This is a genomic window from Alkalicoccobacillus gibsonii, assembly GCF_016798245.1.
GTDB lineage: Bacteria > Bacillota > Bacilli > Bacillales > Bacillaceae_D > Alkalicoccobacillus > Alkalicoccobacillus gibsonii.
This window is the reverse complement of the sequence record NZ_JAEUZA010000001.1, coordinates 486,197-506,767: the sequence shown is the minus strand read 5'-3', so window position 1 is coordinate 506,767 and position 20,571 is coordinate 486,197. Positions and strand designations below refer to the sequence as shown.

At 41.5% G+C, this 20,571-nt stretch carries 25 protein-coding genes and 1 riboswitch; of the genes, 2 read left to right on the top strand and 23 right to left on the bottom strand.

What is annotated here, in order from left to right; all coding sequences use genetic code 11:
- Positions 1-22: 22 nt before the first annotated feature.
- The 8 genes from ribE to JNO66_RS02755 form a co-directional block, all read right to left on the bottom strand.
- A complete protein-coding gene (gene ribE / locus JNO66_RS02790; protein WP_203086672.1) occupies positions 23-664 on the bottom strand; it encodes a riboflavin synthase in 642 nt (213 codons plus the stop codon).
- 1 nt (position 665) lies between these two features.
- A complete protein-coding gene (ribD, locus tag JNO66_RS02785) occupies positions 666-1,748 on the bottom strand; it encodes a bifunctional diaminohydroxyphosphoribosylaminopyrimidine deaminase/5-amino-6-(5-phosphoribosylamino)uracil reductase RibD (protein WP_203086671.1) in 1,083 nt (360 codons plus the stop codon).
- A 178-nt stretch (positions 1,749-1,926) separates the two neighbouring features.
- Positions 1,927-2,071, bottom strand: a riboswitch (FMN riboswitch).
- A gap of 78 nt (positions 2,072-2,149) precedes the next feature.
- Positions 2,150-3,058: a methylisocitrate lyase gene (gene prpB / locus JNO66_RS02780; protein ID WP_203086670.1), complete on the bottom strand. Its 909-nt coding sequence runs from the start codon at positions 3,056-3,058 to the stop codon at positions 2,150-2,152.
- 17 nt (positions 3,059-3,075) lie between these two features.
- Entirely contained in the window at positions 3,076-4,515 is a 1,440-nt protein-coding gene (locus tag JNO66_RS02775; protein WP_203086669.1) for a bifunctional 2-methylcitrate dehydratase/aconitate hydratase, read from the bottom strand.
- Positions 4,516-4,533: 18 nt separating this feature from the next.
- On the bottom strand, positions 4,534-5,649 hold the full coding sequence (gene mmgD / locus JNO66_RS02770; protein ID WP_203086668.1) for a citrate synthase: 1,116 nt from the start codon (positions 5,647-5,649) through the stop codon (positions 4,534-4,536).
- Between the two features lie 158 nt (positions 5,650-5,807).
- The gene (locus JNO66_RS02765) at positions 5,808-6,596 is read right to left on the bottom strand and encodes a class I SAM-dependent methyltransferase (RefSeq protein WP_246483152.1); all 789 of its coding nucleotides are present in this window, start codon (positions 6,594-6,596) and stop codon (positions 5,808-5,810) included.
- Positions 6,580-6,861: a holin gene (locus tag JNO66_RS02760; RefSeq protein ID WP_203086666.1), complete on the bottom strand. Its 282-nt coding sequence runs from the start codon at positions 6,859-6,861 to the stop codon at positions 6,580-6,582. The genes JNO66_RS02765 and JNO66_RS02760 overlap by 17 nt, the downstream gene beginning before the upstream one ends.
- Positions 6,862-6,931: 70 nt before the next feature.
- A complete protein-coding gene (locus JNO66_RS02755) occupies positions 6,932-8,101 on the bottom strand; it encodes an amidase (protein WP_203086665.1) in 1,170 nt (389 codons plus the stop codon).
- 150 nt (positions 8,102-8,251) lie between these two features.
- On the opposite strand from JNO66_RS02755, the gene tlp reads away from it, so the two are divergent.
- Positions 8,252-8,461, top strand: coding sequence for a small acid-soluble spore protein Tlp (gene tlp, locus JNO66_RS02750; protein ID WP_203086664.1), 210 nt, complete (start codon positions 8,252-8,254; stop codon positions 8,459-8,461).
- Between the two features lie 441 nt (positions 8,462-8,902).
- Here the strand turns inward: tlp and JNO66_RS02745 are convergent, their stop codons facing one another.
- Entirely contained in the window at positions 8,903-9,151 is a 249-nt protein-coding gene (locus JNO66_RS02745; protein WP_203086663.1) for a hypothetical protein, read from the bottom strand.
- A 71-nt stretch (positions 9,152-9,222) separates the two neighbouring features.
- Positions 9,223-9,639: a GNAT family N-acetyltransferase gene (locus JNO66_RS02740; RefSeq protein WP_203086662.1), complete on the bottom strand. Its 417-nt coding sequence runs from the start codon at positions 9,637-9,639 to the stop codon at positions 9,223-9,225.
- A 316-nt stretch (positions 9,640-9,955) separates the two neighbouring features.
- Between JNO66_RS02740 and JNO66_RS02735 the strand changes: the two genes are divergently transcribed.
- Positions 9,956-10,324 carry a YolD-like family protein gene (locus tag JNO66_RS02735; RefSeq protein ID WP_203086661.1) on the top strand — a complete coding sequence of 123 codons (369 nt, stop codon included), beginning with the start codon at positions 9,956-9,958 and terminating at the stop codon, positions 10,322-10,324.
- Positions 10,325-10,380: 56 nt separating this feature from the next.
- Here the strand turns inward: JNO66_RS02735 and JNO66_RS02730 are convergent, their stop codons facing one another.
- The 13 genes from JNO66_RS02730 to JNO66_RS02670 all read right to left on the bottom strand — a co-directional run bounded on the left by JNO66_RS02730 (position 10,381) and on the right by JNO66_RS02670 (position 20,500).
- Positions 10,381-10,566 (bottom strand): hypothetical protein, encoded by a 186-nt coding sequence (locus JNO66_RS02730; RefSeq protein WP_203086660.1) that lies wholly within the window; start codon positions 10,564-10,566, stop codon positions 10,381-10,383.
- A 760-nt stretch (positions 10,567-11,326) separates the two neighbouring features.
- A complete protein-coding gene (locus tag JNO66_RS02725) occupies positions 11,327-11,761 on the bottom strand; it encodes a peptidylprolyl isomerase (RefSeq protein ID WP_203086659.1) in 435 nt (144 codons plus the stop codon).
- A 115-nt stretch (positions 11,762-11,876) separates the two neighbouring features.
- The gene (lysA, locus tag JNO66_RS02720) at positions 11,877-13,184 is read right to left on the bottom strand and encodes a diaminopimelate decarboxylase (RefSeq protein WP_203086658.1); all 1,308 of its coding nucleotides are present in this window, start codon (positions 13,182-13,184) and stop codon (positions 11,877-11,879) included.
- Between the two features lie 139 nt (positions 13,185-13,323).
- Positions 13,324-14,811, bottom strand: coding sequence for a spore germination protein (locus JNO66_RS02715; protein ID WP_203086657.1), 1,488 nt, complete (start codon positions 14,809-14,811; stop codon positions 13,324-13,326).
- A complete protein-coding gene (locus JNO66_RS02710) occupies positions 14,795-15,373 on the bottom strand; it encodes a stage V sporulation protein SpoVABEA (RefSeq protein ID WP_203086656.1) in 579 nt (192 codons plus the stop codon). Before JNO66_RS02710 ends, JNO66_RS02715 begins: the two co-directional genes overlap by 17 nt.
- A gap of 5 nt (positions 15,374-15,378) precedes the next feature.
- Positions 15,379-15,729 (bottom strand): SpoVA/SpoVAEb family sporulation membrane protein, encoded by a 351-nt coding sequence (locus JNO66_RS02705; RefSeq protein ID WP_203086655.1) that lies wholly within the window; start codon positions 15,727-15,729, stop codon positions 15,379-15,381.
- A 2-nt stretch (positions 15,730-15,731) separates the two neighbouring features.
- Complete coding sequence (gene spoVAD / locus JNO66_RS02700; RefSeq protein ID WP_203086654.1) at positions 15,732-16,742, bottom strand: stage V sporulation protein AD; 1,011 nt, start codon at positions 16,740-16,742, stop codon at positions 15,732-15,734.
- A gap of 24 nt (positions 16,743-16,766) precedes the next feature.
- On the bottom strand, positions 16,767-17,225 hold the full coding sequence (locus JNO66_RS02695) for a SpoVA/SpoVAEb family sporulation membrane protein (RefSeq protein WP_203086653.1): 459 nt from the start codon (positions 17,223-17,225) through the stop codon (positions 16,767-16,769).
- A 16-nt stretch (positions 17,226-17,241) separates the two neighbouring features.
- Complete coding sequence (locus JNO66_RS02690; protein ID WP_203086652.1) at positions 17,242-17,661, bottom strand: stage V sporulation protein AB; 420 nt, start codon at positions 17,659-17,661, stop codon at positions 17,242-17,244.
- A complete protein-coding gene (locus JNO66_RS02685) occupies positions 17,651-18,259 on the bottom strand; it encodes a stage V sporulation protein AA (protein WP_203086651.1) in 609 nt (202 codons plus the stop codon). The genes JNO66_RS02690 and JNO66_RS02685 overlap by 11 nt, the downstream gene beginning before the upstream one ends.
- A 98-nt stretch (positions 18,260-18,357) precedes the next feature.
- On the bottom strand, positions 18,358-19,071 hold the full coding sequence (locus JNO66_RS02680; RefSeq protein ID WP_203086650.1) for an alpha/beta hydrolase: 714 nt from the start codon (positions 19,069-19,071) through the stop codon (positions 18,358-18,360).
- Between the two features lie 9 nt (positions 19,072-19,080).
- Positions 19,081-19,821 (bottom strand): tryptophan-rich sensory protein, encoded by a 741-nt coding sequence (locus JNO66_RS02675; protein ID WP_203086649.1) that lies wholly within the window; start codon positions 19,819-19,821, stop codon positions 19,081-19,083.
- Positions 19,822-19,879: 58 nt separating this feature from the next.
- The gene (locus JNO66_RS02670) at positions 19,880-20,500 is read right to left on the bottom strand and encodes a TetR/AcrR family transcriptional regulator (RefSeq protein WP_203086648.1); all 621 of its coding nucleotides are present in this window, start codon (positions 20,498-20,500) and stop codon (positions 19,880-19,882) included.
- Positions 20,501-20,571 lie beyond the last annotated feature (71 nt).

Genomic DNA, 20,571 nt, shown 5'->3' with positions numbered 1-20,571 from the left:
GTCCACTTCCTTCTCACAGTTCCTATGATGTAAATCCATGTTCTTGTAAAAAGCCAGAGGTAATGTTGCCTTGCCGAGGGTTTTCTAAAAATTGTTCAATGTATTTTCCGACGAGGTCGCATTCTATATTAACAATATCTCCAACTTCCTTGTTCCCAATAATCGTTTGTTCAACCGTGTGAGGAATAATAGAGATTGTGAAGCTCGTTTCATCTACACCAAAGATCGTTAAGCTAGTACCATCCACCGTTACGGACCCTTTATGAATCATGTACCGTCTTAATTCTTTAGAAACTTGAATGGTGTAATAGATCGCATTTTGTTCTGGCGTTTTCCGGATAATCGTTCCAATGCCGTCAACATGTCCTGACACAAAGTGTCCGCCAAAGCGTCCATTTGCATGCATTGCTCGTTCCAAATTGACTTTTGAATTTGTTTTTAGTGCTTGAAGACTCGATGCTCGAACCGTCTCAGGCATGACGTCTACCACAAATTCAAAATCAGAGTAGGAAGTCACAGTTAAACATACACCGTTCACAGCAATGCTATCCCCTTCATGCACATCTGTTAAAACCTCATTCGCAGCAATGGTCATCACGATGGCTTCTCCTGTTTCTTTCATTGCTTTAATGGTTCCAACTTCCTCAATAATTCCAGTAAACATGTTACTCTCTCCTTACTCTAGATAAGATCTTTATATCCTCTCCAAGCTGTGTGACGGATTGAACCTGTAATTGCACGGCTTCTTTTAAGTTTTCAATTCCTTTGCCACCTACAACAGGAGAAGCGTGCTTTCCACCAACAAGCTTTGGTGCGAGGTATTGAACCACTTCATTTACAAAGCCTTCTTTTATAAAGCTGCCATGGACTTCTGCTCCACCTTCAACCAAAATCGTTTGAATGTCACGTTTACCTAATTCAAAAAGGACGTTACCAATAGTTAATGACTCAAGACGAATGACCTGAGCACCTTGACTCGTCAACTGTCTTTCTTTCTCTTCAGACGCTGTGTTGAGTGTAAAGATCAATGTCTGGGCTAGTTGATCCATTACGATCTGAGCATCGAATGGCGTGCGTAGTTTTGAATCTAGTACGACTCGAATTGGATGTCGACTAGCAGATCCCTCTAATCGTGTAGTGAGCGATGGATTATCTGCAAGTACTGTACCAACTCCAACTAGAATCGCATCATTTTCATGCCTCAAACGATGCCCATCCATGCGCGCTTCTGCACCTGTGATCCATTTACTTTCACCTAATACCGTTGCTGTTTTCCCATCAAGTGTTGATGCTGACTTTAGCGTGACATAAGGTCGGTGTGTCTCAATAAAGTGAAAAAAGGCACGATTTAAATCAAGAGCTTCCTTCTCATAGACACCTACTTCTACCTCGATGCCCGCTTCCTCCAGCATCTTTACTCCCTTTCCACCTACTTCGGGGTTTGAATCGACACATGCAACGACTACACGTTTGATGCCAGATTCAATAATGCGCTTAGCACAGGGAGGTGTGCGTCCATAATGACTGCAAGGCTCAAGCGTGACATAAATAGTTGCTCCCTTTGCTTTCTCTTGTGCCATATTTAAGGCGTGAACCTCTGCATGCGCTTCTCCGGCCTTAAGGTGTGCGCCTGTTCCAACAATTCGCCCATCCTTTACAACAACCGCTCCTACCATTGGATTTGGTGAAGTTTGACCTTTAGCTGACTGGGCTAAAGTTAAAGCATGTTTCATAAATTCGTGATCCATTCACATAACACCTCGTTCGTAAAATAAGAAAAAACCTTGAAGCATCGCTTCAAGGTTTGAATGAATAAGCATAGAATCGTACAGCAAATAAACATTTTAAACATGATTTGTTAAAAATGTGCTGCTCGAACAAGCGATTTCTACACAGTTTTTTGTGTATAAGAAACCACCCATTTGCTTTTTCCTTCTCCCATCCAGACTGTCACTGTCGGCCCTGGAATTTCACCAGATCCACCGCCACACTAGGTGTAACGGGTCACGGACTAAGAGACTAACGCCTCATCACCGCCGGTCGGGATTTTCACCCGGCCCCGAAGCAAAAAGATATGAAGTTGTTTTGAATGATAGCACTAGCATTCTAAAAATGCAAGTAAACCACTCAAGATTAATCACTTATGAAACTATTGATCTTTTGAAAGAATTGTTTTTGCAATTTGCTGATCTAGCTCTTCAAATTGATTATACGAAATGGTCGAATATAATTCACTTCGTTTTTGCATGCGTTCAAGGCTTTCTTTTTGTGTGCCTTGCTCCCTTATTTCGGTGAATACCATCTCATATGCTTTTGCAGCTACACGCATCGAAGTGACTGGATAGATTACCATATCAAAACCCCATTGGCTAAATTCATCTGCTGTAAAATAAGGAGTTTTCCCAAATTCGGTCATATTCGCAAGGAGTGGGACACTGAGCTGATTGGAAAACCATTTAAATTCATCTGCTCCTTCTAATGCTTCCGGAAATATAGCATCTGCTCCAGCCTCTACATATGCGAGACTTCGATCCCTCGCCTCTTGCTTTCCTTCTACACCTCTTGCATCCGTTCTAGCCACAACGTAAAGAGTTGGAGCTATCTTCTTAATGGCTCTAATCTTTTGAACCATTTCTTCCGTTGAAACGAGTCTTTTTCCATTAAGATGACCGCATTTTTTGGGTAGCTGCTGATCTTCAATCTGAACAGCTGCTACTTTTGCTTCAACCATCTCCGCAGCTGTTCTAGCAACGTTTAACACGCCTCCGAATCCAGTATCAATGTCCACTAAAAGAGGTAGATTTGTCGCTCGTATAATATCTCGAGCCCGCTCTGCAACCTCATTTGATGTAATGAACCCAAGGTCAGGTAACCCACGACTAGCCGTGTATGCAGCGCCAGATAAATATAAAGAGAGAAAACCTGCTTCCTTTGCCACGAGTCCTGCCATCGGATCATGTGCGCCTGGAAGTTGCAGAATCGAATCTGCTGAAACTAGACTTGCAAACTCTTCCGCTAGTTCTTTTTGTGTACGTGGTTGATCGACAATCCAAGCCATTTGTCACATTCCTTTCTCTAAGACGGTATAAACAGTTTCATAAGAGACGGAACCGTCAACTTTTCCACGTTTGATTGCGTGGAAAACGCCTCTAAAATGGCATTATATTGCTTTGGAGCGAAATGCACCTGAAGATTTTGCTCGAACTTTCTTTCAATATGTGGAATGGCTTCCTCTCTCCGAAAACGGTGACCAAGAGGATATTCCTGTTCAACTTGTTTAGTTTCAGACCCATCCGTAAAAATAACTTGCACAGCGTTCGCTATAGAGCGCTTCTCAGGATTTAAATAATCCAACGTGTAATCTTTATTTTCAACAACATGCATCTTGTCTCTTAGTTCATCTACCCTCATATCATCTGCTTGCTTTTGCTCATAATCGTCCGCAGTAATTGACCCTTTTAACAAGGCTATGGCCGTAATATATTGCAAGCAATGATCCCTGTCAGCAGGATTGGTAAGAGGACCTTTTTTATCAATAATTCGTATCGCTGATTCATGTGTTTGAATGGTAATTGTATCGATCTCATCCATTCGATTGACTACGTCTGTGTGCAGCTCAATCGCACATTCAGCTGCCGTTTGCGCATGAAATTCCGCAGGGAAAGATACCTTAAATAATACATTCTTCATGACATAATCATCGAGCTCTCTAGCTAGAACTAGCTCCTTTCCTTTAAATAAAACATCTTGAAAACCCCAATTAGAGGCGCTGAGCGCTGTTTGGTATCCCATTTCGCCTTTTAGAGCTGTCATCGCGAGAAAAACCCCTCTGCTTGTTGCATCACCTGCTGCCCAGGATTTTCTGGACCCGGTGTTTGGCGTATGACGATATGTTCTAAGACTTGAATTATCAATCCACGCGTGAGAGACAGCATTTATGACTTCTTGCTTTGTTCCGCCCATCATGGCACATGTCACAGCAGTTGTAGCCACTTTTACAAACAAAACATGATCTAGTCCATTACGGTTTAAGCTATTCTCTAGTGCAAGAACCCCTTGAATTTCATGTGCTTTAATCATGTAATCAAGTATGTCCTTTACCCGCAATGGCTTCTTCCCTTCTGCTACACATTGCTGACTTATAAAATCACTAACCGCTAGAATTCCGCCTAAGTTATCAGAAGGATGTCCCCATTCCGCAGCTAACCATGTATCGTTGTAGTCAAGCCACCTAATCATTGTTCCAATATTAAAGGCTGCTTGAACGGGATCAAGCACATATGGTGTACCTGGTACTCTCGAACCTCCAGGCACAATCGTTCCAGAAACAACCGGACCGAGAAGCTTCACACATTCAGGGTATCTCAGAGCCAGAATACCGCACCCAAGCGTATCAGCTAATACATACCTTGCTGTTGTGTACGCTTCTTCACTAAATGTTCGTTTTGAGCACGCATATTCAGCAATTTTTTCAAGAAGTGCATCTGTTTTTTCTGTTTGATGGATTGTCGTCATGCAAGAGCCTCCTAGTCATTAAATAAATTGATACGGTGTGCCTTTATACTGTACACGTGGCCTAAACAGACGATTGTTTTGATGCTGCTCAATGATATGAGCACATAGGCCAACCGTTCTTGAACAGAAGAAAATCGGTGTGAATAAGTCTATAGGAATACCTAACATGTAATAAACAGGAGCAGCATAATAATCCAGATTCGGGTATAATCCTTTTTCTCGTTCCATTAGATTCTCTCCTGCCTCACACATCCGTAAGAATTGATCATCCCCTCGTTGATCACTTAAGTCGATCAGTGCACGCTTCATAATCAACGCACGTGGGTCCATTTTCTTTGCATAAACTCGATGTCCAAACCCCATAATCTTTTCTTTTTGGTGCAGCTTTTCTTGAAGTAATTCTTCAAACGCCTCTGGTGAGTTCACCTTAAGTAGCAGCTTCATCACCTCTTCATTCGCTCCCCCGTGCAGAGGGCCTTTTAAAGAAGCAACAGCACCCGTTAATGCGCCATACATATCAGATAACGTTGAGGCAATGACTCTTGCAGTAAAAGTCGAGTTTGGAAGCTCATGTTCAGAGTAAAGCAATAAAGACAAATCAAAAATACGTTCCTCAAGCTTTGAAGGGACGCGACCAGTGAGTAAGTATAAAAAGTTTGCGCTATACGATAAGCTTGAATCAGTTACAATTGTTGGCTTGCCATTTAATAAGTGATAGGAATTTGCAGTAATCACAGGAAGTGTGGCGAGTAGTCGATACGCTCTGTGCGTGTTCGCTTGAACAGAGCAATCATGGAGCGATTGATCGAATCCAGCTAATACGGAAAGCGCTGTACGTTGAGCATCCATAGGATGGGTCTCTTGAGGTAGCTCTTGGAGGATCGTCCAAAGTGATGTTGGAATATCGCATTGGTCCTTCAGCCTTTGTTCTAAAGACTTCACTTGTTCAGTATTTGGTAGCTGATGTTCAAAAAGTAAATGAATCATCTCAACGTACCCAATGTGTTGTGTTAATTCAATTAAATCAAAGCCTTTAATTAAGATTTGTTCTCGATCAGTATCTAGATATGATATAGCGGTATCAAGCGCAATTACGTCCTGCAGTCCTGCTTTAGACAATGGTTCGGCCGGCATAAGGTTCCTCCTCACGTTGTCAAAACTCAGATTTTAGTGCGTATCCAATTAAATAAAGCGCTTTCATTACGTTCTAACCATACTTTACCATAGGTTTTTGATCATCTCAATATAAAAAAGAAGCGATTATATTTGATAACATCGCTTCTTACGTCTAATTATTTTTTTACGTACATATAGATCAACGTTTTTGATTGAGATGTAGCTGGAGAAAGCTGCCAATCACCAAACGTATGTACTTCGTCAAACCCCACTTGATTTAAGGAGAGGTCTATCTCTTCTTTTGGTTGAAATCGTAATTGCAATCGTTCTCTTTGCAAAATTTCCCCAGAAGGAACATGCTTCACCGATTCATAAAATGTAAAAACATCTTCAGTAAAACCTTCATATTCCGTAAGAATTTCAAGGTCGTCACCTGATTGTGGATGTTTTGCATAGTCCGGACTCAAATCCTGTTCCCATTCCTCCCACACTTTTGCAAGCGGATTCCGAACATCAAATATCAAGTGTCCTCCTGGTTTCAGTGATCTATAGACATCTAAAAGCATTTGCTTCCAACTATCACTCGTTAAAAACACTTGTGCTACATTTGACGTCATGATTACTACGTCGTAAGTATGGTGTTTGAGGTCTGAACTGTCACCGAGAATCCATTCCACACTACCTTGAATCTCTTTTTTTCTCGCTCGTTCAAGCGCTTCCTGATTTGGGTCAATTGCCGTTATCTGATATCCTTCTTTCACAAACTGTTCTGTGAGTTGTCCTGTTCCACAGCCTAAGTCTGCTACAACTTTTGCATTCGCTTTCTTTAAAAGAGTACAAAAAAATTGCGTATCATACGTACTTTGATTTAATTGATCATATACAAGAGGTATCATCTTTACTCCTTTACTAAGAGTAAACAACGGGAGAAGTCTCCCGTCTCGCTGCTTACTCGTTGTTTTCATCTTTTTTTGTGAGTGACAAGCCTTCACGACTTTTACTTATCTCAAATAACCCTGTGGCTGACAAGCCTGCAAGTGTTCCTGCCCATAATCTCATTGAAAGTGCAAGATCCGAGAAGGGATAAGACAATGCTCCAACAAGTAATCCAATTGCCACTGCAAGTAACGGAATAAATCGTTTTGGAATTTGAACCGTTCGTTTGATCAATTCAATCAAAGCTAACACAATCGGACTAATAATCGTAGCCAGCATAAGAATAATCTCCACTTGGAAACCCTCCTTTTTAACAGTACATGCGAAAAAAGGAGAAAGGAGACGGCTTCTATATCGGCTGGCTTTAATATGTTTGGAAGAACTTTTGACCGAACGAAAGTAGCTTCAAATCTTGATTGACCCCTGCAATGAGTGACAATCCAATCGGTCCATTTTCAGAATCAATAGGAATTGTAAGCTGAGGTAGACCAGCTAAACCAGCAATACAACTAAGTTGAAGCGTACGTGTGCGTCGTTGTTCAATCTGTTCTTCTGCCAGATTTACTAAATGGGCAGAGCCAGGCACAGTCGGGATGACCATCAATGTATGGGCTGGCAAGATTGTAGCCATGTGTTCTATAATGATTGCTTGTTCTTGTAGCGCTTTTTGATAGTGTTCTTCTGAGATGGATGCTGCCACGTTAAATCGCTCAGCGATCCCAGGACCAAATGCTGGGTTCGTATTTGTAATCCATTCTCCATGCGCTTGCCATGCTTCAAAGGCTTGAGCAATTCTAAACGTCTCCCTCCACTCATTTAGCCCATCTTTTGTAATAGAAAGCGTTTCGGAGCGTCCTATATTCCTTTTTAAAGTCTCGAGCGCCCCTTGCAAAGCTTCTATACTTTCTTCTTCAATTAAAGCCCATGCTTCGTTAGGAATCAGAATCGACGTGAAGGGTTCTGTAGCTCCATCATTCGCTTGCAGCAGGACTTCTCCGACTTGAACCATCGTTTGAATCTCTTGAGCCATCCAGCCGACTGTATCAAAGCTTTTCGCAAGCGGAATGACTCCATCAATTGATACAGCGTCATGCGTTGGTCTAAACCCATATAACCCGCAGTAAGCTGCCGGAATTCGAACCGAACCCCCTGTGTCCGTACCAACGGCAAAATGAACATCCCCAGCAGCTGCAGCAGATGCCGAACCACTTGATGAACCCCCGGGAATATGACCTGGTTTCTTAGGATTTAATGGCGTACCATAGTGAGCATTTTCCCCGTTTAAGCTATACATCAGTTCATCTGTATGCGTTGTGCCTGCAAGTGTGGCACCTGCTTGCAAAAGCCGTTCAATAGAAGGCGCATGACTTGTAGACGGCTTATGTGTGCGGAGCCAATCAGGATTTCCAGCACTAGATGTCACACCTCGAATATCAAATACATCCTTTACCGCAAATTTTAACGAATCTAATGGACCCGTTGAAGTAGGTTGAACACAAATAGATGGATTAACATACGCATTTGTTGTACTCATAAAAAGCCTCCCCATATCCTTTTATCTATATCGATTACCTTATCGGAAAGCCTGCTACGAATGTTTGGGTTTGTCAGAATTCCTAACATACATCCTCATACTTTTAATTTGTTTGAGGCATACTAAACACTCAAAAAGGAGGCATAACACATGGCAAATCCAGATAATCGTGCAGACAATGCAAAGCGAATAAGTGAAATCATTAGCAATACGGAACAAAAAATTCATGATACAGAGGACTATATGGCAGCCCATGATCACCAATTAGATGAGCATGATAGAGAAGATATCATGAACAAAAACAAACGCAGAGAAACAAGCATTGAAAGCTTACGTAATGAAATGAAAGACGAATCGTAAGTGAGACATCGCAGGCCCTTTTTAATAAAGGGCTTGTTTTAATTTTCATTAAAAATAATAAGGTAAAACTTCCCACTTAGAACATATGGTATAATCTTACTAAAATAGTTAGTTTGATATGGAGGTCTAAGATGGAATATACAACAATTGATATCCCGTATGGCTCAATCTTTTTCCAGCTTCTCGCTTTTGTTTTTCTGTTCGCCCTCATTTATGGTGGATTTTTGGGGATTAGAGCGTTGAGAAAATATACAAAATTGTAAGGAGGAATACCTTTTGAAGTTTCTCTACTTCATTGCATTCATTTTATTTTTAGTTACTGGCGTATTAAGAGTCACCTCGGATACTAGTCCTATTTTTTATACTTCTTCGTTCATTTTAGCCACCTTTTATCTTATCTTAGGCATTTCAGCTCATAAAAAGAGTAAAGCGTCTCTGGAGTCATAGGTAAGAATGATACACGACCCCAACAAGCAATAGCAAAAGGATTAAAAAGATCCCTAGAACATTTCGCCAATGAGCGGTGTCCTGTTTTGAAACGTTTTTTTGTAAAAATATCAGTCCATATGTTACAGCAACGAGAACGTACCATACACCTTCTAGATATGGAACCGTTTGGATGGTATCGATAACTAATACAATTAGACTAATGATCGCGAAAAACGGCCACCAGCGTGCAAGTTTCTTCAATTAGTAAACCCTCCATATAATCGTCAATGCGGAAGAGCGCGCAAGTAGACTTGAGCGCTCTTCCATTTTTCTTATGATGTAATGTTTCCTGCTTGGGCTTCGTAATTACGTAAAACCATTGCATTCGTTTGGAACATACCATGCTTTTTATAATAAGGAACTAGGTCATCATCACAGCCGAGATCAACCATGTATAGATGGCTGAGCTGTTTTTTCATCCGCTCAACTAACTCATTTCCAATCCCTCTGTTTTTATAAGCAGGAAGTACCTCTAGCAGCGGAATATAAGCAGATAGAACCCCATCACTAATCGCTGTAATAAAGCCCACTACTCGATTCGCATCCTCGTCGATCGCCAAAACAATATGGCTGCTTTGCTGCAGAAGCTGAATGTGCGCAGCCGGATCTGGATGACTTGGCCAATCCACAAAAAAACCTTCGACCATGCTAGGTGTAATTCCAGTTGTCTCATAAATAAATTGAATCATTCATCAACACTCCTCGTCATTTTTAATAAATTATTAGACGTATAGGCAGTGGATGAATCAATAAAAAAGCAACAAAAAATACCCTCCTTATAATAAACAACGTACGATTAATAAATGACTTTTTACTTATCAATGGGTTTATAACAGTCTCTATACTAGATTCTTCTCTAGTATAAACGAAAGAACCTAAAAAGGTAAATACTTCTAAGGAAAATAAATGAAATGCATAGGTTGAAATTGGATTTTCTTTTTTATTGAATATCGAACATACATTCGCATATAATAAGAGCAGCGAACCAATGTGGGAGTGTGTGTTATGCCATCTTTCGAAGAATTAGAGGAATATAAGACATTTTTGCGTCGAGGAAATTTGACGTGGGAGGGCAGTCGAATGATGCTTCCTGAACATAAAGAGCAGATTCGACATTCAAATGAGAAAGACTACCGCATCGAGAAGCATGAGCTTGATCCTGATGAGCTTGAGCGAATTGGGCAGGTTGTCATGGATTCCTTACACTATACGAAGAGCGTCTCCATTACGTATTGGCATCAATGGGCATATCATAAATCAACTGGCATTATTGCTCAGGTCAGTATGGATCAGAAACAAGTAAAGCTGGAGCTTGAGAATGGTGATGTGACTTACATAGCGGTGGACTGCTTGCGGTGGGTGGAGCTGGTTTGAACGTTCCTTGGATTACGACCTCCTCTTCTTACTTACAGCGGTCCCTCTTGGTTACCTTATTCATTTATATCCTCTATAGATGCTACTTGGCTCATTTTAAAGGTGAAGTATTCACCATGGTACAGCTCATCATTTTGCGACATTGCTTTTTTAGCGATCTTTTTAGAGAACTCGTCCCTTGTCCCACTTACCACATACGACATTCCATTGTTCATAAACACAGCACACTTTTGCTCTTTCATTTAATCACCTCTGTTTAGAGATAGTATCTGCTTATTTCTAGATGTGCATACATTCATTAAAGAGACACAGCGCTTACCAAGTATAGACAATCTATGTCAAGGTGTGGTTTTGCTTTTTGAACAACAAAGAATTGGCTACCTCCTGCATAGATAGAGCTCTTTACGTGCTTGTGTGGGTTGCCTTCTGTTTCACAATTGATTATGTTATCAGAGCCGCATACCGGTTCCAAATGTACCTTTAGAACAATGTTATTTTTCTATGAATGATGCGGATATCAATATCATCCTGCTTATATACGACTCTCTCCATTACATCAGAGGGCAGAACCTTTCTTAAACTCCGCTTGAATGATCCATCCTTTTTCTCCATCCTCGTAGCAAACGCCGTAGGGTTGTTCACTTATTATCGCTTTCTCCTAATTGTTTAGTATCCACCCTTATCACAGCAAGTTATCTATGTTAGACTCGCATTAACCCTTAATAAGGAGGCGTTTTCATGGATATCTCTTCAATCATCCTACAGTTAACTGGTTTCGGATTGTTTGGCTTTACCGCATATGTCTTGATTCTTGGTTTCAAAGCGCTACGTAAAGTCAGCAGAAGTTAGTATTAATCCTCCCCCAAGGAGGGGAGAGGGTGAACTATGCTTTCCATCATTCCATTTAGCCTTAGACCTATAGAACTTTTCATGTACAGATCTACGATAGTCTAGCTCTAATCAAAAAAAGAGCTACCCATTAAGGATAGCTCTAGGCATGAATTACTCTTCCCAAACCTTCACTTCACTCATTACATCGCCTTGCTTGATGCGAGTGATTAGGTCTTCACCTTCGATTACTTGTCCGAACACAGTGTGCACGCCATCAAGGTGTGGTTGCGCTTCGTGAACAACGAAGAATTGGCTGCCGCCTGTGTCTTTACCAGCGTGCGCCATAGATAGAGCACCTTTTACGTGTTTGTGTGGGTTGCCTTCTGTTTCACATTTGATTGTGTAACCTGGGCCGCCAGTACCGTTACCAGCTGGGTCTCCGCCTTGTGCTACGAAGCCAGGGATAACACGGTGGAAAGTTAATCCGTTGTAGAAACCGCTGTTTGCTAGTTTCTCGAAGTTTTCTACGTGTCCTGGTGCTGCTTCTGGGTAAAATTCAATGACTAATTTTTCGCCGTTTTCGAATGCGATGTGTCCTTTTTTCATATGAATCATCCTCATTTCTTTAAAGGTTTGTCTTATCTTTTGTTTGCTGTTTAGACAGCCAGATTCTATTGTACACCATCTTCTTTCAAATAGAAAATGATAGTGACTTCTGCTATTAACGGGATAGAGGAAGATCTAAACGTACTAGGTCCTCATAGTCTTCTCTTTTTACAACAAGTTGCACGTCTCCGTTTTCAACAAAGACAACGGGTGGACGCGGGATGCGGTTGTAATTGTTTGCCATAGAGTAGCCATAGGCACCTGTACAGAAAACGGCTAGGATGTCTTCGTGGTTTGCTTTTGGCAATGGTAAATCCCAAATTAACATGTCTCCACTTTCACAACACTTACCCGCAATGGAGAATGTATCTGTTGCTTCTTCGTTTGCTCGGTTTGCAAGAATTCCTTCGTATTCTGCTTGATAAAGGGATGGTCTTAGATTATCGCTCATTCCCCCATCGACTGCTAAGTAGTGACGAACATTCGGAATGTCTTTTTGAGATCCGACTGTATATAATGTGGTCCCTGCATCTCCAACAAGAGAGCGACCGGGTTCAATCCAAATTTCAGGTAAGGCCATTTCAGCTTTTTCGGCATATTGCTTCATCACTTTAATCATTTGGTAGACATATTCTCCACCAGGAAGTGGCTCATCCCCTTCAACGTAGCGGATTCCAAATCCTCCCCCAAGGTTTAAGACGCGTGGGATAAATTCAAGCTCTGTTCTCCAGTGTTCAATGTATTCAAAGATTTTCTCAACAGCCATGACAAATCCCTTGGTCTCAAAAATTTGTGAACCGATATGGCTATGTACACCTAATAGGTTCATATGCGGACTTGCTAGTGCTTGTTTAATGGCCTGGTCTACTTGTCCATTCGTTAGATCAAATCCAAATTTTGAGTCTTCTTGACCTGTTGAAATATAGTCATGCGTGTGTGCTTCCACGCCAGGTGTAATCCTGAGCAAAACATCCATCGTTTTGTTATGACGAACGCATGTCTCTTCAAGTAATGTCATTTCATAGAAGTTATCTACAACGACACATCCGATGCTTGCTTTCACAGCAAGATCAAGCTCTTCAGGGCTTTTATTATTGCCGTGGAAGTGTACCTTGTTCATTGGTACCTCTGCTTTAATGGCTGTGTAGAGCTCACCACCTGAAACGACATCAAAGCTTAGTCCAAGCTCATTTGCCAGCTGATACATAGCGATACAGCTAAAGGCTTTGCTTGCATAGGCCACCTGGTAAGGGACCTCTTCTTTTTCAAAGGCTTCTTTAAATTCTGCTGCTTTTTTACGGATAAGTGCGACATCGTAGACAAACAAAGGTGTTCCATGTTCCTTTGCTAAAGCGACTGTATCCACTCCTCCGATTTCTAAGTGTCCATGAACATTAATTTGACTTGATCCGTGTAAATACATGCTGACCTCTCTCCTCTTGCCAAACGAAAAACAGTTGATGCCTAATCACCAACTGTTCTTCAGTCAATCCCGATTGTGCAAGTATCCATTTTTCTATCACTTTATCATAATTTTCTCTTTACGGCTATTAAGAGTTTTCTTACGAATCAGATGGTTGCTGACGGATTTTATCTTGTGGGTTCACAATGGATGGTCTCCACTTTAAGGACGGAACTGATGCCCTAATGAGAATCTGCCACATTTCTGGAGGAGAGAATGGCAAAAGCGGCCATAGATACGGTTTGTTAAATGGTTTTGTTGCTGTGAGTGCAAGAACAAACACGAGAAAAGCAATGACGAGTCCTGAGGAGTCAAATAATGCTACCGAAAATAAGAAGAGATAACGTACCATCCGGAGAGCTACTCCGAGTTCATAACTAGGTGTGGCAAACATTCCGATTGCTCCAAGTGATACGTATAGAATAACCTCAGGTGTCAGATACCCTACTTGAATAGCCATATCGCCGATTAACAATGCTGCAACAAGTCCAAGTGCTGTAGCGAGCGGTGAAGGCGTATGAATGGCTGCCATTCGCAGTAATTCAATGCCCATCTCGCCAAACACAATCTGAAGAAGGATCGGGATGTTCTTATTCTCTTCAGGTCCAATGAATTCAAGTGCTTGTGGAAGTAAATCCTGATTAGTAGCTAGTAAGAGCCAAAATGGCAGGATAAACAACGAGAACATAATTCCTGTAAACCGCATAAAGCGCAAAAAGCTTCCGACTGCTGCTGCTTGTCGGTACTCTTCTGCATGCTGAACATGGTGAAAGAGTGTTGTTGGCGTGATAATTACGCTGGGTGTTGTATCAACAATAATCACAATGTGACCTTCTAAGATATGAGTGGCTGCAACGTCAGGCCTTTCTGTATAACGTACGAGTGGGAAGGGGTTGTATCCTTGTTTCACAATGTATTCCTCTATCACTTTATCTGCCATTGTAATCCCGTCGATAGTGATATTCTTAAGTTCCTTCTTAACTATGTCTACCAAATTTGGATCAGCCACTCCTTCAATATAGGAGACACAGATATCCGTTTTAGATCGGACGCCTACTTGTAGAATTTCATTCCGTAATCGCTCATCACGAATACGTCTGCGGGTAAGTCCGGTATTTAAAATGATATTCTCGGTGTACCCATCTCTTGCGCCTCGAACCACACGCTCTGTATCAGGCTCTTCTGGTCCCCGGCTTGGATACGCACGTACGTCTACAACAAATGCTTGTTTAGACCCTTCATGGATAATAAAAATTAATCCAGAAAGCATCTGAGTAATCGCATCATCCATTGAATCCGTTTCTTCCACTTGAATGTGAGTTAAATGATTTTTTATTGCTGTATGTACGTCACTCGTTTTTTTACCTTTTGCATCAAGATCCATGAGTTCCTTTAGAATCTCAATAATGTATTCGTTATCCGTTAACCCAGTGACGTAATAAATACCAATTTCACGCTCAAGAATCTTTAGATTTCTGACTCCGACATCAAAAGATATGTCGAGAGCTAAGCGTTCTTTTAGTCGTTCAACGTTTTCTATATACGAATCTGAAAAGGCTTCTTCCTTTTTCTTATACGTTTGCGCCACGATATCCACTCCTTTCTAAAATCATTTCAACGGCCTTTTTTGTAATGGGGCATCCTTTTTTTGTTTGATCCTGCCCTCTCATTTTTCCGATATCTCCTATACCAATGACAAGAGGAAGCTTCAACTCGTCTAGAATATAAACGGTATCCCCATTGATTCGATTCACTTCAAGATCGGCCAATCCTTCTTTATCTACTCCTAGGTGAGTCACTTCCCCGTACCGGTCAATGCTAAAGTGAACATTCGACCATTCACTTGAGTGGGTTTGAGACGCAACGGCCACAGCACCGAGCACACGAATATCTTCTCGATCATGTAGATAACGCATTAACTGTTCTCCTGGACCCTCATCCCGGTAGCCACAATCATCAAACATTACTAAGACGGGAGAATGTGGTGTACGTAAAACGAGAGCGGCTAGTTCCTCTCCTTTTAACGTAGAAGGATTACCAGCTGACGCACTAATAGCTCTGCAACCCAGCTCACGTGCTACAAATTCTACGGTCTTTCGCGCAGCTTCGTCTCCATCTGTAATAAAAATAACGTCTCTCGTTTGTTCCACCTTACTCACCCCCTCGGTTTACATAATAATGCGACGCCAAAACTAATCACAATGGATACGGATATACTGGTTGAAGCAAGTGTGAATAATCCCGCTCCGATACCAAGAAATCCATGTCCTCCTCCTTCACTCATCGCACCGTGCACAAGAGCGTGTCCAATACTTGTGACAGGAATAATTGCTCCTGCCTCTGATATCTCTAGTAACGAGTCATAGAGATGAAACCCATCCAAGCATGCCCCGAGTATCACTAAGATAACTAAACATTGAACTGGAGTAGCTCTAGTTAAAACAAGTAAACATTGCCCAATAAAACAAATGCATCCGCCAACAAGAAACGCCAGTAGATAGTCCATCGCTATGATTCAACTCCCTCTAATGCCACTGCATGGGCAACGGCCGGAATCGTTTCTCCAAGCTTTACCGTCTCACGGCTGAATAATGCTCCTGTTGCGATAAGTAGGACTCGTTTTAAGGTTCCTTGTTTTAATCGTTCTAATACATTGCTATAGGTTACAACCGCTGCACATCCTGCTCCGCTACCGCCTGCTAAGAAAACATTTGTTGATCTAAAAATTCGCGATCCCCCGTCTTCATGCCGTTCATCCAATAACACCCCGTGTTCTCGCGTCCATTTTCTAAAAATTCCACTTCCGACTCGTCCCAAATCACCTGTTAAGATTAAGTCGTAATCACTAATTTCTCGATTAGTCTCTCGTAAGTGAGTAAGAAGCGTATGACCAGCAGCCGGTGCCATCACCGCTCCGAGATTTGAAGGATCCTTTAAGCCGACATCAATGGTTTCTCCTACTGTTGCACAGGTGATTTGAACGTTGCTTTTCTTCTTTCCAAGAAGAACCGCTCCCGCACCTGTTACGGTATATTGAGCTGTTTGTCTTTTTTGAACCGCTGCCTCTGTGGGATAGCGAAACTGACGCTCAGCAATTCCGTAATGACTACTGGCACAAGCAACGACATAATTGGCAAGTCTAGTATCAATTAGCATGGCGGCAGTTAATAATGTTTGAGCAACCGTTGCGCAGGCACAATACATCCCGAATAGAGGAATGGATAAATCTCTTGAGGTAAAACTTGATGCCGTTAATTGATGGTCAAGATCGCCTGCTAATAAATAGTCAATTTGATTCTCTCTTACGCCACTTTTATCGAGACAAGTTTGAAAAGCGGTTTTCATTAACTTTCGTTCGGCCTTTATGAAAGATGTTTCACCACAATAGAGTGTTTGAAATGATGAATCAAACCACCCGCCTAGTGGCCCTTTTTTCTCATCGGGTCCTACGGCCGTACCGGAAGCTTGAATGTAAACGGGCGTTGTATATTCCCATGTATGTTTGCCAAGCTTGTTCATATACCGGTTCCTCTCTATATAAGATCATCCACTTATAATGGCGTGAATGATTAACCGTACTGCACTTACTACGTATGCCATAACCACTCCAGCTACGACTACGGCACCAGCTAGCTTTAACACATTGCCAGCGACTCCCTCAATGATGCCTTCATTCCGGTGCTCCATCGCAGAGCTTGTCATTAAGTTTGTGAGTCCTGTGATTGGCACTAGAATACCTGCTCCAAATGATTGAGCCACTTTTCGATACCACCCTAAACCGGTCATAAAGGAAGACATGAATATAAGGGTAACCAGCATCCATTGAATAGCATCCTCACGTGTCCGGACGAGAAATAAGTCATAGAAATTAATGATGACCTGTCCAATCAAACAAATGAACCCACCTACTATAAAGGCCTTGCCGCCTTCTAACCAAATTGAAGGCTTCTGTTCGTAAAGCTTGCTATTTTTAGCATAGTCTTCTTGTTTTTTTGTAGGCATCCGAATTAAGTCCCTTCTATCTAATAAACCAAATCCACTGAAATAGGGAGCCAGCGATTTTTCCTAATGCGATGGCCATAAGAAAGATGATAATTTTCGAGCTCATGCCCATCCGTTTGACAAGAATTGGCCACACATTTAATACCTCTGTTAGGGCGGCAGCAAGCATTCCAATAAAGACACCCGCTAATAGTCCAGTGAATACTGCAATCACCTTCAACGATCCAACATTAAAATGATAGAAGCTAGCCCATGTTCCAAGTTGAATGCCAATAATTCCAGCCCACTCATAAAAACGAATCATCGCTTCTGACCTTGAAAGCTGCGCAAGCCTTGGAATGACTCCTAGAACGGTAATAAAGGCAACTAGCCCTCCCCCTACAGCAAGCCCCCCGCCGAGTCCAAGCAGAATTAACATTAATCGACTAATGATCATGTTTATCCTTTTGGACAACGTACTGGTCCAGATTTTGTTGATAATTAAACATCTCTACATCTAGAGGACTTGGTTCATCATTAAATCGTTTTTTGAAGAAATGATTAAAAAACAAGACCATCCCAATACCAAGACCAAGCGAATAGGGAATTTGTAACCATAAAGGGTAAAGGGTTTCCTCACCGGTTACTAAGTAATACAATCTAATGTGGACGGCTCGCATGCTAACATCTTCATGAAAGTTCATAACTGCAAGACCTGACCCGACAAATAACAGCAACCACACTAAAGCGATATAGAGTGGTCTTAATCGCTTTTGAGGTTGTCTCACATACACAACCGTATTAACGCTACCAACAACTTGAATATCAAGCTTCGGGAAAATCGAATGGATGGATGCGATGATTGTCATAATGTCAATTTGAACGCGTGACCCATCAGTGGGTTGAATTTGATAAACAGCTAAATGACCAATTCGTTTGATGATCGTTTGGTCACCTGATAAATTAGCCAATTGATGTAATGTGAGTACTTGATGCAAGGAAGCATCTATTCTTGGTTTCATACGTACAAAGAGTGTTGTATCCTCCAAACTCATCACGCCCTTCTAAGAGCTTCCTTCGTAGTATGCTAATTGTTGTCTCTGTTCATGCGTACAAAAAAAGCGTATTGCAAAAATGCAATACGCTTTACTCTTTATTCGTCACTAGCGGCCATCCATTCTGTTAACTCGTTTACGACAATATCGTGTTGCTCTGCTGGTGTTAGCGGGCTAACAAGGTCACCCTTTTGCGGACCATAATCTCCAAAGTTCGCATGGTTTCCTTTTTCTATCACTACTTTTGTCGTTTCCGGGGGAAGATTCTCATCATATTCAGCGTTTTTATCGGGGGTTGCTAAACCATCTAACCCACCTGATATATCGAGTACTCGTACATCTTCTTGTGACAAGTCACTTGCTGAGAAAGAACCAAGTAAAAAGAGACCTGAAATCGCATCTGCATGATCAGCTACGTAAGACGATGCCATGGCTCCTCCAAGTGAATGTCCCCCAATGTACCATTCCGATATGTCAGGATATTCTTCCATTACTACATTCGCCTTAGAAGGGCTTAAAACGGCTAAGTTTAAAGGCATTTGAGGGATAACAACGAAATACCCTTCTGCGCTAAGCTGGTCGCCCAAGTAATTATAGGCGTCTGGTTCGACCTTAGCCCCTTGATAAAAAATGACACCTTTATTGGCGTCACTCTCACCAAAAACGAATCCAAGATCCGTCTCCTTACCAGCCATTTCCTTCGCTTCATCCATGGCTTCAAATGAGAAAGAAGCCCAGATTAATCCACTTACTAATGCAATCACAATGATTGCTGCTACTATAAGAAGTAGCCTTATCAAAACCTTTTTCATATGTTCTCCTTATGCAGTCTTGTCTTTAAAGAAGCGAACCACCTGATACAGAATTGCTACTGCAATGACAGCAATGAAAATCCATAATAGTGTGACAAGCTGCGTTCTTTCTTGTTCTTTAACGATAATGCCAATGAAAGCCCAAATAACGATGGCTGGATACATGATATCACGATGCCTGAGTGTTACAAGCAATGTAATAGCCGTTGCGATGACGAGTAGGATCACAGTCCAAGCTAGCTCATCTAAACCAAACAATGAATCAATGCCGGAAGCATTCGTCCAAGCAAACACATTCACAATAACAGCTACTGTAATCCAACCGAGATAGGCTGAGAATGGTAGACGATGCCACCAAGGTGTTCCAGGAGTTGATTCGATTTTTAGGTAGATGGTTAACACGGTTAAAAATACCCCTGCAATAACAAATACCGAAAGACCAATGAATTCACTTTCAAAAACAAGAATCCACAAACTATTTAACAAAATGTTTGCAGCAAACCAACCACCTATCTTTTTGTAACTCTCCGCTTCAGCGCCCTTCGCAAAGAACATACGAATGAGCCAAATTGTTATTAATAGGTAGATGAACCCCCATATTGAAAACGTATATCCTGCTGGCTGAATGATGGATCCTAGTGCATCCGCCACATTCCCTACATTTTGAGAAGAAGGAAAGAGATAATTCATTCCTAATGCCACGATAAATGCTGCTATATTAATGATGGCTAGCGTTCGAAGATGTTTCATGTTGAGATTCCTCCTTTGGATGTATCGTTCATGTGATAAGGAGAGAAAAACAATTTGATTAATCCTTTTTACTTAGAATCCCATCTAAATAGACAGTGACCAAAAACTCGGCCCGGTCACGAGCGACGTGTTCATCCACATTTGTTAGACGATCCATCTCAGGTAGTTGCTGATGTACCATTCCTAGATACACATGCGCTAACTTCGTTAAATGATAAGGATCCTCTATCAGATGAGCATGAAGCGATGACTCTTTCAATAATTGCTCAATTGGTGATAAATAAGCATCTGTCCAGTATTTTCGGATCAACAACTGCTGTTCTTTATCCATGTGCAGCTTCATGTCACTATTAATTTGCCCCAAATTCTTCGGACGATTTAATAAAATATAAATAGTCATTTCTAGAAGTGCGTCACGGACTGATTCATGAACAGCGAAAATGGAGTGAATTGCTTCTTCCGTTTTCTTAAGATCCGTTTGTAGTACAGCCAAATAAATGCTTACTTTGTTCGGATAATGGTGGTAAAGTGCCGGCTGAGTCAGACCACATTCCTTGGCTATCATACGTGTTGATACGTTGGCATACCCCTTATCCATAAAGAGCTGGTGTGCTGTTTGTATAATATTCACAGAGGTATTTAGTTTTGTTTTTGTTTCAGTCTTTTTATTCTTTTTCATGATTAGCATCCCTCACTTATCACATGATAAGCTAATTCACCGAATCAATCAATTCTAAACATCTTTCTTAC